This is a genomic window from Bradyrhizobium sp. NC92 (genome assembly GCF_025200865.1).
In the GTDB taxonomy this organism is placed as follows: Bacteria; Pseudomonadota; Alphaproteobacteria; order Rhizobiales; family Xanthobacteraceae; genus Bradyrhizobium.
The window spans coordinates 3,226,929-3,239,783 of record NZ_CP104171.1; the positions used below are offsets into that span (position 1 = coordinate 3,226,929).

13 protein-coding genes are annotated in these 12,855 nt (G+C 65.6%); 4 read left to right on the plus strand and 9 right to left on the minus strand.

Annotated elements, in window-relative coordinates; translation table 11 throughout:
- Positions 1–6 precede the first annotated feature (6 nt).
- Complete coding sequence (locus N2602_RS14935; protein ID WP_172784483.1) at positions 7–342, plus strand: hydroxyisourate hydrolase; 336 nt, start codon at positions 7–9, stop codon at positions 340–342.
- Here the strand turns inward: N2602_RS14935 and N2602_RS14940 are convergent, their stop codons facing one another.
- The 4 genes from N2602_RS14940 to N2602_RS14955 are packed head-to-tail and all read right to left on the minus strand — an operon-like array spanning position 343 to position 4,211.
- A complete protein-coding gene (locus tag N2602_RS14940) occupies positions 343–1,158 on the minus strand; it encodes an ABC transporter permease (RefSeq protein WP_260383115.1) in 816 nt (271 codons plus the stop codon). It abuts the gene before it with no gap.
- Positions 1,158–2,021, minus strand: a complete 864-nt coding sequence (locus N2602_RS14945; RefSeq protein ID WP_260383116.1) for an ABC transporter permease — start codon at positions 2,019–2,021, stop codon at positions 1,158–1,160. Before N2602_RS14945 ends, N2602_RS14940 begins: the two co-directional genes overlap by 1 nt.
- Before the next feature lie 3 nt (positions 2,022–2,024).
- Entirely contained in the window at positions 2,025–3,071 is a 1,047-nt protein-coding gene (locus tag N2602_RS14950) for an ABC transporter substrate-binding protein (protein ID WP_260383117.1), read from the minus strand.
- A 45-nt stretch (positions 3,072–3,116) separates the two neighbouring features.
- Complete coding sequence (locus tag N2602_RS14955) at positions 3,117–4,211, minus strand: ABC transporter ATP-binding protein (RefSeq protein WP_172784487.1); 1,095 nt, start codon at positions 4,209–4,211, stop codon at positions 3,117–3,119.
- 88 nt (positions 4,212–4,299) lie between these two features.
- Here N2602_RS14955 and N2602_RS14960 point away from each other — a divergent pair, with 88 nt between their 5' ends.
- A complete protein-coding gene (locus N2602_RS14960; protein WP_260383118.1) occupies positions 4,300–5,688 on the plus strand; it encodes an amidase in 1,389 nt (462 codons plus the stop codon).
- On the opposite strand, the gene N2602_RS14965 is transcribed toward N2602_RS14960, so the two are convergent.
- Positions 5,689–6,438, minus strand: a complete 750-nt coding sequence (locus tag N2602_RS14965) for an aspartate/glutamate racemase family protein (protein ID WP_260383119.1) — start codon at positions 6,436–6,438, stop codon at positions 5,689–5,691. It abuts the gene before it with no gap.
- A gap of 3 nt (positions 6,439–6,441) precedes the next feature.
- Positions 6,442–7,152, minus strand: a complete 711-nt coding sequence (locus tag N2602_RS14970; RefSeq protein WP_260383120.1) for a GntR family transcriptional regulator — start codon at positions 7,150–7,152, stop codon at positions 6,442–6,444.
- A gap of 231 nt (positions 7,153–7,383) precedes the next feature.
- Between N2602_RS14970 and N2602_RS14975 the strand changes: the two genes are divergently transcribed.
- Positions 7,384–8,097 (plus strand): aspartate/glutamate racemase family protein, encoded by a 714-nt coding sequence (locus N2602_RS14975; protein WP_260383656.1) that lies wholly within the window; start codon positions 7,384–7,386, stop codon positions 8,095–8,097.
- On the plus strand, positions 8,058–9,518 hold the full coding sequence (hydA, locus tag N2602_RS14980; RefSeq protein ID WP_260383121.1) for a dihydropyrimidinase: 1,461 nt from the start codon (positions 8,058–8,060) through the stop codon (positions 9,516–9,518). The genes N2602_RS14975 and hydA overlap by 40 nt, the downstream gene beginning before the upstream one ends.
- Before the next feature lie 239 nt (positions 9,519–9,757).
- Here the strand turns inward: hydA and N2602_RS14985 are convergent, their stop codons facing one another.
- Genes N2602_RS14985 through N2602_RS14995 form a run of 3 tightly spaced genes read right to left on the minus strand, consistent with a single transcriptional unit; the run spans position 9,758 to position 12,829 of the window.
- Positions 9,758–10,384: an FMN-dependent NADH-azoreductase gene (locus N2602_RS14985; RefSeq protein ID WP_260383122.1), complete on the minus strand. Its 627-nt coding sequence runs from the start codon at positions 10,382–10,384 to the stop codon at positions 9,758–9,760.
- Positions 10,385–10,387: 3 nt separating this feature from the next.
- Entirely contained in the window at positions 10,388–11,962 is a 1,575-nt protein-coding gene (locus N2602_RS14990; RefSeq protein WP_260383123.1) for an isochorismatase family protein, read from the minus strand.
- 18 nt (positions 11,963–11,980) lie between these two features.
- Positions 11,981–12,829 (minus strand): MBL fold metallo-hydrolase, encoded by an 849-nt coding sequence (locus N2602_RS14995; protein WP_260383124.1) that lies wholly within the window; start codon positions 12,827–12,829, stop codon positions 11,981–11,983.
- Positions 12,830–12,855 lie beyond the last annotated feature (26 nt).

Consider the following 12,855-nt stretch of genomic DNA (forward strand, 5'->3'; position numbering starts at 1 on the left):
AACATTGTGGCAGGCGGTATTTCCATTCACGCGGTCGATGTGGCGAGCGGACGGCCCGCGCAGGGCCTGCGCGTCGAGATCTGGCGGATCGATCCGGAGTCCCAGCGCATCGCCGACGGGCGGCTCGGCGCAAACGGCGTGCTCGATCATGCCGTCGCGCAAGGCACAGGCGTCACGGCTGGCGAGTACGAGGTGCTGTTTCATCTCGGCGAGTTCTTTGGCGAGCACGACGGCTTCCTCACCGTGACGCCGTTCCGCTTTCGCATCAAGAACGTTGACGAGCATTTTCATCTGCCGCTGAAATTCACGCGCTGGGGCTATTCGCTGTTCCGCGGCGCCTGATCAGTTGGTGAGCCGACGCGACAGGCCGGTGACGCGCTCCATGAGTGCGACCAGCGCGACGGTGGCGATGATCAGCACGCCTGAGAGGGCCGCAATGGTGACATCCAGCTTGCCTTCGAGATCCTGCCACATCCGGATCGGCAGCATGTCGGTGGCGGCATCGCGCAGGAACAGCGACACCGGCACGTTGTCGAAGGACGACATGAAGGCGATGAAGGCGCCGGCGATGATGCCTGGCCGGATCAGCGGCAGCACGATGCGGCGGAACGTGTAGAGGCGGCTCGCGCCGAGCACGGCCGAGCTTTCAAGCAGGGTCGGCTCGAGCTGGGCGAGCGCCGCGACCGTGTTGCGCACGACATAGGGCACGCAGACCACGGTGTGGCCGATCACCAGCGTCAGCGGCGACACCGGCAGGCCAACCAGCGAGAACAGCATCAACGCGGCGAGGCCGAAGGCGAGGGCGGGGAGCACCAGCGGCGACATGAACAGGGAATCGAGCAGCCGCGCCGACAGCGTCCGTGACCGTGAGATCGCAAGCGCCGCGGCGACGCCGAGAGCGACGGACAGGCCGGTCGCCCATAGCGCCACGATCAGGCTGTTCTTGGCCGCGAAATGCAGCTGCCAGGCATTCCACAGCTCGACGTACCAGCGCAGCGAATAGCCGGGCGGCGGAAAGCGCAGCGAGAAGCCGCTAGTGAAGGAGACGATCAGCACTACCAGCGACGGTGCGATGATGATGAGAAGCGCGATCACCGCGATCACGGTCATGACGAGCTCGAAGCTGATCGCCTCGAGCGTGCGCTTGCGACCGCTCATCATGCGCCTCCATAGCCGCGCGACATGCGGCCGAGCGTGGTGAACACCGAGACGACCGCGAGCACGGCGAGCAGGAAGATGATCGAGATCGCGGCCGCGAACGGCCAGTTCTGCAACGTCGAGGCCTGCTGGTAGAGATACATCGGCATGAACAGCATCTGGCCACCGCCGATCAGCGACTGGGTGATGAAGGCGGTGATCGCGGCGGCATAGGTCAGCGTGCAGCCGGCGATGACGCCCGGCAGCGACAGCGGCAGCACGATCCGGAAGAAGGTGCGCCAGCTTCCGGCGCCGAGCGAGCAGGAGGCATCGTCGAGATTGGGATCGATGCGGCCGAGCGCGGTGATCAGCGGCAGCGTCATCAAGGGCATCTGCACCTGCGCCAGCGCGATCACCACGCCGAACTGGGTGTAGAGCAGTTTCAGCGGGGTATCGATCAGGCCGAGCGATTGCAGCGTTGCATTGATGATGCCTTGGCGCCCCAGGATGACGATCCAGGCGAAGGTGCGCACCACGACGCTGGTCAGAAGCGGCAGCAGCACGATCAGGATGATGATGGTCTGAAGCTTTGGCCCGACCCGCTGATACAGCCAGGCGATGGGAAAGCCGAGCACGAGGCAGACGGCAGTCACCTCCGCGCCCAGCAGCAGCGTCGAGCCGAGCACGCCAAGGCTGAAGGGGTCGGTGAGGAAGTGCAGGTATTGGCCGAGCCCCCAATGGAGCCCGGCCGTGTCGTTGTGCAGCGAGAGCCAGAACAGTTGCAGCAGCGGCGCGACGAAGAAGACCAGGAAGAACAGCGCCAGCGGCGCTGCCAATCCCATTCCGTAGGACGTCACGTCCCGTGATGCCGGCGCTGCGCCCATAGCTCAGATCTTGATCTCGCGGTTGAAGCGTTCGATCCAGGCCGAGCGCTGCTCGTTGATCTTCTTCCAGTCCTGGAACACGAACTTCTTCTTCAGCTCGGCCGTGTCCTTGGCCAGCACACGCGCGATCTCGCCGCCCATCGTCACCTTGGAATTGGTCGGCACGATCAGATAGGGCGGGTTCATCAGCGTGGTCTGCACCTCCGGCGTCAGCGCCGCCTCGATCAGCTTGAAGGCGAGCTCGCGGTTCGGCGAATTCTTGACGATGTGGATCGTGGTCTTGAAGGCGATCGCGCCTTCCTTCGGCGCCACGAACTCGACCGGCACGCCGCGCGCCTTCAGGATCTGGATGGCGTTGAAATTGCCGGGCGAGATGTCGATCTGGCCCTGCTGGAACAAGGTGGCGAGCGCGCCGGGATTGGCGGCGACCGCGGCGAGGTTGGGCTTGAGCTCCTCCAGCGCCTTGAAGCCGGGATCGACATTGGCCTCCGAGCCGCCGCGCATCTTGGCGATCTCGACCAGCCAGCCGGTGCCGAGCGTCGAGTTGAGGTTGGTGATGCCGACGCGGCCCTTGAACTCCGGCTTCCAGAGATCGGCCCAGGAGGTTGGCGGCGTCTTGACCGCTTCCGGATTGTAGGTGAGGCCGACGACCTGGAAGAACGGTGCAGGGCCCATCGGCTCCTGCGCCTCGGCGATCAGGTCTTTGTAGTACGCGCTCTTCTCGACCGGATAGGGCTCGACCAGATCCTGGCCGACGGCGACGAGGGCGGGGCCGGGATCGTGCAGCATGACGTCGATCGGCGGATTTGCTTTCGCCGCGTTGACCTTGGCGATCTGGTCGACCGAGAGCATGGGATCGAGCACCATCGCGGCATCCGCATTGGCTTTGCGGAACGCGGGCACCAGCACGGCCTTGTGCGCTTCCTCCCAGCTTCCGGTGAAGGTCGCAAACACCAGCGGCCGCGCCTGGGCGAAGCTCAGGCCGGGAAACGCCTTCATGGCCCCGAGTGTGAGCGCCGTGGTCAGCAGGCTTCTGCGGTTCATGATCATGTCAAACTCCCCTCTGGACTGGATCTAAAGCGTTCTGGACTGGATCTAAAGCGTTGCGGGAAAGGCATTGGCGAGCGATGGGGCAAGCGGTGCGAGGCGCACCGCCGCGCCGTTCTCCAAAGCTCGCGTCTCGCCGATGCGTGCCTGAGAAACCTTGACGCCGGACCCGTCGGCCGTGGTGACCTCGTGCACGACGGTGGCGCCGAGCGGCAGCGACATGCCGACGACGCCGGCAAAGCCGGTCTCGTCGCCGACGAATTGCAGATGCTCGGGGCGGATGCAGACGGTGACGCGGCCGCCTTCGCTGAGTGCACCGCCCGCGGGCCGTGCGATGATCTCCGCGCCGGCATCGAGACGCACCTTGGCAGCAGTGCGGTCCGCCGAGACCACGACACCGGGCATGCGGTTGGTGGAGCCGACGAAGGTGTTGACGAATAGCGTCTGCGGACGGTCATAGACGTCCGATGGCGAGCCGAACTGCTCGAGCTTGCCATGGCTCAGCACGGCGACACGATCGGCCATCGACAGCGCTTCTTCTTGGTCGTGCGTCACGATCAGCGTGGTGATGCCGGAGACGCGCTGCAGCCGCTTGACCTCGATCTGCATGTCCAGCCGCAAATTCTTGTCGAGCGCGGCGAAGGGTTCGTCGAGCAGCAGGATCGACGGCTTGATCGCGAGCGCGCGGGCGAGCGCCACGCGCTGCTGCTGGCCACCGGAGAGCTGCCGCGGCAGCCGCTCGGCCATCGCGGGCAATTGCACCAGCTCCAGCAGGCGCTGTGCCTCGCGCTGGCGCGTCGCCTTGTCGATGCCGCGGGCGGCGAGGCCGTAGGCGACGTTCTCGCTGATCGACAGGTGCGGGAACAGCGCGTAGTTCTGGAACACGATGCCGACCGCGCGCTTGTTCGGCGGCAGCGCATCGACGATGTCATCGCCGATGATGATCCGCCCTTGCGTCTGCGCGATGAAGCCGGCGATGATGCGCAGGAGCGTGGTCTTGCCGCAGCCGGAGGGGCCCAGCAGGGCGATGATCTCGCCGCCCTTGATGTCGAGATTGATGTTCTCGACCGCAAGCGCGCCACTCGGATACCGGTGGGTGACCGCATCGACGACGAGCGATCGGCCGCTTGGCGCATCAGCCATGGTGTTGCCTCCCGTTGCCCCCAATGAGAAAGCAAGTCTCGTGCCCGCACCTGTCGCTTTTCGGCGAGCGTTTTGGCATGGTGGCCCCATGACATCGGACCGATCGATCTGCGACCTCACGGCCACCGAGCTTGCCCGCACCATTGCGAGGGGCGAAGTATCCTCGCGTGAGGCCGTCGAAGCGCATCTGGCGCGGATTGCGAGCCTCGATCCGCAATTGGCGGCCTTCGTGACGGTTGATGCGGACGGCGCCCGCCGCGCTGCGCGGATGTGCGATGCGGCCTCCGCGCCGGTCGGCCCGCTGCACGGCGTGCCGATAGGCATCAAGGACCTCACCGACACTGCGGGACTTGCGACGACTTACGGATCGGTGCTGTTCCGCGATCACGTCCCGGCCGAGGATGATCTCGTTGTGGCGCGGCTGCGGCGCGCCGGCGCGATCATTCTGGGCAAGACCAACACGCCGGAGTTCGGCTTCGGCGCGGTCTGCACCAACAGATTGCGCGGACCGACACGCAATCCGTTCGATCCCGCGCTGACCTCCGGCGGATCGTCCGGCGGCTCTGCCGTCGCGGTCGCATCCGGCATGGTGCCGCTGGCGCATGGCACCGATTTCGGCGGCTCGGTGCGCACGCCCGCCAGTTTCTGCGGCGTCGCCTCGATCCGGCCGACGCCCGGCCGCATCCCGTCGCCGCGCCGGCCGCTCGGCTGGGACATGCTGGCGACCCACGGCTTCCTCGCCCGTGGTGTCGATGATCTCGAACTCGCGTTGTCGGTCTGCGCTGGAGGCGATGCGGATGATCCGCTCTCGCTCGGCAGCGCCGGTGATGATCCACCCATCGCTGGCCGTCCCCGGATTGCCGTCACGCCCGATTTCGGTGTCGCGCCCGTTGCACACGAGGTTCGTGTGCGCTTCGCTGCGGCTTGCGAGTCGCTCGCGCGTGTTGCCGATGTCGTGCCGTCCTCGCCCGATTGCAGCGGCGCCATCGAAGCCTTCCGCACCTTGCGAGCCGCGCACATCGCGAACAGCTATGGCGAGTTGCTGAGGACGCGGCGTTCTGAGCTCACGCCGACGGTGATCTGGAACATCGAGGCCGGCGCAAATCTTTCCGCGCAGGACTACCTCACCGCCGAGCGGCGTCGCACCGCGATCTATCGCAGCTTTCGCGAGCTGTTCACTGTTACCGATTTCCTGGTCGCGCCGGCTGCGTCGGTCTTTCCCTGGCCGAATGAGATCAGCGACGTCACTGCCATCGATGGGGCCGCGCTCGAGACGCCGATCGACTATCTCGCCGTCACCTTCATCGTGTCGCTGGTCGGTTTCCCGGTCCTGACCTTGCCGGCGCCGCGCGGGGTGAATGAGCTGCCCTTCGGCATCCAGATCATCGCGCCGCCGCGATGCGAATCCCGCTTGTTTGCCTTCGGCCGCATGCTCGAGAACGAACTGGAGTTTTTGCATCGCCGGCCGCCTCTCTAATCAGCTGTCGCGATGCTCGAGCCGGGCGGCGAGCGCATCGGCAAGGCCCATGGTCGGCTTGGCGGCGGGCCGGCGGAACGTGCCGGCGCTCGCCTTGCGCAGACGCAGCGCATGCAGCGCCTCGGCTTGCTTCACTGACGCTATGACCTGATCGACCACGGGGACGGGGATACGGTCGGCGACGCGCTCGGCAAGGCCCGAGAGCGGGGCGCCGGCAAAGATCAGCACATCGGCCTCGTCCTCGACGATGGCGCGCCGGGCGAGCTCGACCAGTACGTCCTCTTTCTCGGTGCCGACCTCGGAGATCGCCTGAAACGGCGTATCCAGCATGCGGATGCCGGCGCAGCGCTCCCACAGGCCGTGGGCGCGGACGCATTCCTCGTACCAGGGCCCTAGCGCCTGAGCGAAGGTGACGATGGCAAAGCGGCGTCCAGCCATGCACGCGGTCAGCATCGCCGCCTCCGCCATGCCGACCACGGGAATGTCGAAGCTCTCGCGCGCGGCGAACAGGCCGGGGTCTCCGAACGCCGCGATGATCGCGGCGTCGACCTTCCTGGACTGCTCGGCCAGCATTTCCAGCGCGATGGCGCCGCCGATCTGCGCCTCCGTGCGGGTCGCGATATAGGGCACGCCGCGGGTCGCGGTGCAGGGGATCAGCTCGGTGCCTTCTGAGGCCGCGCGCTGCCCGACCTCCAGCATCAGCTGCGTCACCTCGGTGCTGGTGTTGGGGTTGAGCAGCAGCAGCTTCATGGTTCAGGCCGCCGTCCGCTTGGCGTGAGAGGCGGCGAGGACTTCCAGCAGCGCCGTGCCGGTGCGCGCGACATGCGCGCCGAGCAGGCGGCCGGCCGCTTCGCCGTCGCGCGCTTCGAGGGCGGCGAGGATGTCGGCGTGCTCGTCGACCGAATTGCTCCAGCGCCTGTCGGCGCCGAGCGCGAGATAGCGCGCGCGCTCGGCTCGGGAGATCAGCGTCTCGTGCGCCTCGCGCAGCGGCGTGTTGCGCGCCATGCGGACGATGGTGTTGTGGATCTCGCCGTTGAGTGCGAAATAATCGTCGAGCTTGCCGTTGCGGTGATGACCTTCCATCCGGGTCTGCAGCGTGCGCAGGCGGGCGAGATCGCGCTCGGTGGCGCGCTCCGCGGCAAGCTCGGCGGCGAGCCGCTCGATGCCGGCGAGGGCCTCGAACAATTCCGAGATGCCGTCGACCGCGATATCGGCAATGCGCGGGCTGCGGTTGGGACGCAGCTCGATCAACCCTTCCGCCGCCAGCACCTTCATCGCCTCGCGCAAGGGGGTGCGCGATACGCCGAGCTCCTTCGACAGCTTCGTCTCCTGGGTCTGCGAGCCCGGCGGCAGCTCGCCGCGAATGATCATCGTCCGCATCCGCGCGGCGGCGCGCTCATGCAGTCCCATTCGCTTGAGCTTGGGCGACTTTCGCCCCGGGTTCGGTTCGGATTTCTGCTGCACGAGAGATTTCCTGCTTGCAACTCATCCTAGCCATCCCGAGCCGAAGGCGATGCCCAAATAGGCGACGTATGTGGCTTAAAACAAATGCATATCGAACAAATTGCATGCAGTATGCAAATTGCGGGTTGCGCGCACCACGGGGGATGCCGATGATCGTTTCGAGGGAGCGTTCATGCGCTCCACGGCAACGGAGCGATCGTGACCGATGTAGTCTTGCGCAAACGCCTTGGCATGATCACGCCGTCCTCCAACTCGGTGCTCGAGCCCGTCACCAGCGCCATGCTGGCCGGTGTCTCCGGCATCACCGCACATTTCTCGCGCTTCCGCGTCACCGAGATCGCGCTCGATGCCGCCGCGCTGAGCCAGTTCGATGCCTCGGTGATGTTGCCGGCGGCTGATCTGCTGGCGGATGCCAAGGTCGACGCGATCGCCTGGAATGGCACGTCCGCAAGCTGGCTCGGCATCGGCCGCGACCGCAGCCTGTGCGAGGCGATCACGGCGCGCACGAATGTTCCGGCAACGACATCGACGCTGGCCTGCATCGATGCGGCCCGCGCGCTCGGCGCGAGGCGCATCGGCCTGGTCTCGCCCTATACCGACGACGTGCAGCGGCGCATTGCCGACGTCTGGGCCGAGGAGGGGATCACCCCGCATGCCGAGCGGCATCTCGGCTTGCGCGACAACTTTTCCTTTGGCGAGGTCGCGCCGGCGTCGATCGCAGGCATGATCCGGGCGGTGGCGGCGGAGGGGGCTGACGCCATCGTCATTCTCTGCACCAATCTCGATGGTGCGGCGCTTGCGGCCACGCTGGAGCGGGAGCTGGACATCGCCCTGCTCGATTCGGTCGCGGTGACGCTGTGGCGGACCCTCGGCCTCGCGGGCGGAGATGTGACGGTCCTTGCGCAATGGGGGCGGATCTTCCACACAATGCCAAAGATCAAGTGACGGAGACATCAGTGACGCAGCTCGACCTCGCCATCCGCGGCGGCACCATCGTGACGGCCAGCGACGAGTTTCGCGCCGATATCGGCATTCGCGACGGCCGCATCGTCAGCATCGCCGATCGTATCGAGGGCGCGGCCCGCGAGATGGATGCGACGGGTCTATTGGCGCTGCCGGGCGGCATCGACAGCCACGTGCATATCTCGCAGCCTTCGGGCCCCGACGTGGTGATGGCCGACGACTTCGCCTCGGCGACGCGCGCGGCGGCGGCCGGCGGCAACACCATGGTGCTGCCCTTCGCGCTGCAGGAGAAGGGCACCTCGCTGCGCAGCTGTGTCGAGAACTATCGCAAGCTCGCTGAAGGTGAGTGCTACATCGACACCGCCTTCCATCTCATCATCTCCGATCCGACTGCCGTGGTGCTCGGGCAGGAGCTGCCGGCGCTGGTCAAGGACGGCTACACCTCGTTCAAGGTGTTCATGACCTATGACGACCTCGTGCTCAGCGACAAGCAGCTGCTCGAAGTGTTCGACGTCGCGCGCCGCGAGGAGGCGCTGGTCATGGTCCATTGCGAGGGCTACGACGCCATCCGCTTCCTCACCAGCAAGCTGGAGCGCGAAGGTCATATCGCGCCGTACTATCACGGCACCTCGCGGCCGCAGGCGGTCGAGCGCGAGGCGACGCACCGTGCCATCAGTCATGCCGAGGTGATCGGCGTTCCCATCATGATCGTGCACGTCTCCGGACGCGAGGCGATGGAGCAGGTGCGCTGGGCCCAGCAGCGCGGCCTGCCCGTTCACGCCGAGACCTGCCCGCAATACATCACGTTGACGGCCGATGACATGAAGGGCCTCAACATGGACATCACGGGCGCGAAATATGTCTGCTCGCCGCCGCCGCGCGATGTCGAGAGCCAGGAGGCGATCTGGGAAGGCATCGCTTCGGGCGTGTTCCAGACTTTCTCGTCCGATCACTGCCCGTTCCGCTACGACGATCCCAAGGGCAAGCTGACGCCGAACGCCCGCACCTCGTTCCGCTGGGTGCCGAACGGCATTCCCGGCGTCGAGACGCGGCTGCCGATCCTGTTCTCTGAAGGCGTCTCGAAGGGCCGCATCACCCTGCAGAAGTTCGTCGAGCTGACGGCGACCAACCACGCCCGCATCTACGGCCTCTATCCGCGCAAGGGCTCGATCGGCGTCGGTTTCGATGCCGACATCGTTCTCTGGGATCCCAAGTTGAAGAAGCCCATCCGGCAGGCCGATCTGCATCACGGCGCGGACTACACGCCCTGGGAAGGTTTCGAGGTCACGGGATGGCCGGTGACGACGATCGCCAGGGGAGAGGTCGTCTGCAGCCAGGGCCGCATCGTCGGCAGCAAAGGCGCAGGCCAGGTGCTGAGCCGGGGCAAATCGAGCCTGATCTGATCCGGCGCGCCAAGCCGCCATCGCGCTTCCAAAGCGCGATGAGATTGGGATTGATTTGCTGCGACGACGGTAGTGGGCCCCCTCTCCCGCTTGCGGGAGAGGGTTGGGGAGAGGGTGCTTCCGCAATGGGACAATCCCCAAGAGGAGAAAGCCCTCACCCGGCGCTTCGCGCCGACCTCTCCCGCAAGCGGGAGAGGTGACCGACCCGCGGCAATCGATTCAACTAAATCGATCGCGCCTCAGAAGCTCGCGGCCATCTCAGCGAGGCGTTGATGGGCCCTTTCACGGGCGGCATCGATCGGCTGCTGCGGTCCCGTGGTTGGACCGATCAACACGAAACGGACATTGCTGATCCCGATGAAGCGCAGGATTTCCCGCAAGTAGGGCGTTGCCATATCGATGCGACCGCGGTTCATGCCGGTGGCAAAATCGCTGCCGCTGGCGATAATCACCAGCGTCGGCCGGTCCTGCAGCAGCGGGAGATATCCCTGCGATGGGTCGAACCGAAAGGTGAGGCCGGGCTGGACGATGATGTCGAACCATTGCTTGAGCTTGTAGGGAAGGCTGAAGTTCCACATCGGGGTCGAGATCAGCACGCGATCGGCGAGCGAGAAGCGCAGCGCCATTCGCTCGGCCTCGGCAAAGCTGTCGCGTTGCGCGTCGGTGAAGCCTTGAGCCTTCATACGCGCATATTTGGCCTCGACGATCGGACCGGCGAACTCAGGCATCCGCTCACGCCAGATGTCCACGACGTCAACGTCCCAATCCGGCCGGGTCTGGCGGAAGCCATCGAGAAAGACGCGCGCGCCGGCCGTCGAGACGGACTCGGCGCGCGGCGAGCAGGACAGGTGCAGGAGCTTTGCCACAGCTCATCCCAGCGCTCTAATGACGGTGTCGGCCCTGGTCACGATCGCGACGTTCTGCATGGCGAAATTGATCGAGGCGTTGTGCCAGTCGGCATTCATGGTCGAGCAGCAATCCTCGGGGACGATCATGAAATAGCCCTTGTCGGCGCCGGTCCGCGCGGTGTGCTCGATCGACATGTTGGTCCAGGCCCCGGTGTTGATGATCATGTCGCGGCCGGTCGCTTTCAGGATCGTCTCGAGGCGCGTGCCTTCCCATGCGCTCATCCGCATCTTCTCGACGACGAAATCGCCGGGTCGTGGCTCGAGGCCTGAAACCGGGGCCGCGCCCCAGCTTCCGCGCACCATCGCCTTGCTGTCGACGAGGCCTTCGAACAGCGGAGCGTTCAGCGTGACGCCGGGCGCGCCGGGCTCGACGACGAACCAGACATGGATGATGGCGACGCCGCGGGCGCGTGCGGCTTCCGCGAGGCGACGCACATTCTCCACGACGTGCTGCTGCTTGGCGTGACCGGGCGCGCCGGACTCGGCGAAAGCCCCGCCGTCCATGATGACGTCGTTCTGGAGATCCTGGATGATCATGGCGCAGCGTTGCGGATCGAGCCGCATCTCGCCCTCGGTCAGAATAGGCGCGGCTGGCGATGAGCTCGGGCTTGTTCCGCCACCGGCGCGCCGGCCGCTCATATAGGGCTCATGCCGCGGGCCGACCTTGGTCGGAATCGCATACACCGAATGCGTCGAGGTGAGGTAAAGCGTGCGGAAATCCGGCCCGCCCCAGGCGAGGTTGGCGACGAGTTCGGGCAGGCGGACCTTGCCGAGCAGTTCGCCGCGCGGCGAAAAGACCCAGACGCCGCCGGGCGCGGTAACCCAGACATTGCCGTGCTGATCGCACTTCATGCCGTCGGGCAGGCCGGGCTCGAGCTCGGACTTGATGCCGCTCGCAAACACGCGTGCATTTGACAGCGAGCCGTCGCTGTTGACGTCGAACACGCGGATCAGGGCTTGCACGGTGTCGTTGACATAAAGCAGCTTCTCGTCCGGCGAAAAGCACAGCCCGTTCGGCTGGTCGAACAAATTGCGCTCGACCACAAGCTTCGGCTCGCCGCCGGGCACGAGGCGGTAGACGCCCTGGAAGCCGAGCTGGCGCGGCCGTTCGACACCATAGACCGGCATGCGGCCATACCAGGGATCGGAGAAATAGATCGCGCCGGATGAATGCACGCAGACGTCGTTCGGGCTGTTGAGCTCCTGGCCGCCGAAATGCGAGGCCAGCACCTCGCGCCGTCCGTCCGGGCGTTCGCGAACCAGCGACGAGGTCGCGTGCTCGCAGACGATCAGATTGAGCTCGGCATCATAGGTCATGCCGTTGCATTTGTTCGACGGGCGTTTGACCTCGACGACGCCGCGCCGCGCATCCCAGCGCCGCCGCACGTCGCCCGGCATGTCCGAGAACAGCAGATAATGATCGACCGGGTGCCAGATCGGTCCTTCCGTGAAGTCGAAGCCGGTGGCGATCTGGGCGACCGGCGCATAGGGATCGATCAGGGTCTCGAACTCGCTTCGCAGGGTGACATGCGTCATCGGTCGATCCTCGACATTTCAAGCCGGGAACCAGTTGCGCTGGGGCAGCGATTGAACAATGGGGCCGGGGACCTGATCATGCAGCCGCCCCACGACATTGCCGCCTTCGATCTTGGCGGGCCGGTCGTGGACCGGGAGCAGGTAGCGCGAATTGCTGAGCAGCTTCTTGATCGCCGCCTTCTCCGCGCGCTTGGTAGTGCCATGGTTGCCGGTGGTGCGCGGCTCCCAATCGTGGATTTCATGGAAGGGCGTGACGATCTGGTCGTTGAAATCGTAGATCACGTCGCCGCAGATGGTCGCGATGCCGTCGGCGGTGTGGACGATGATGTTCATCGAGCCCTCGGTGTGCGCGTTGGCGGCGTCGCAATAGACGCCGGGCATCAGCTCGATCGGTCCGGTGATTTCGAGATCCAGGAAGCGCAGCGCGCTCTTGGTGTGCAGGCGGTCGATCAGGTGCTTGATGTCGGGCGCCGGATATTGCGGATGCATCAGGCCCGAGACGGAATATTCGAGCTCCTTGCGGTTGAGCACGACGGTCGTGTTCATCGGGAACAGATCGTCCTTGCCGGCGTGGTCGATGTGCAGATGGGTGTGACAGACGAAGCGGACGTCGCCCATGCGCACGCCGTAGCGCGCGAGCTGGTTCTCGATCATGTTCTCATGATATTGGAGCCCTCGCATGCCCAGTGTCTCCATGATCTGGTTGGAGCGATAGCCGGTGTCGACCACGACCGGATAGGGGCCGCCGAGGATCAGGAAGCCGAGGGTGAGGACGCGGCGGGTGCGGCCGCAGTCGCGGCCGAGCACCAGGAAGCTCGATTCCAGCTCGATATCGCCGTAGTCCAGGATCTTGATCTCCAGCGCCATTCGTTTCCCTCCTGTCTCGTTTCTTG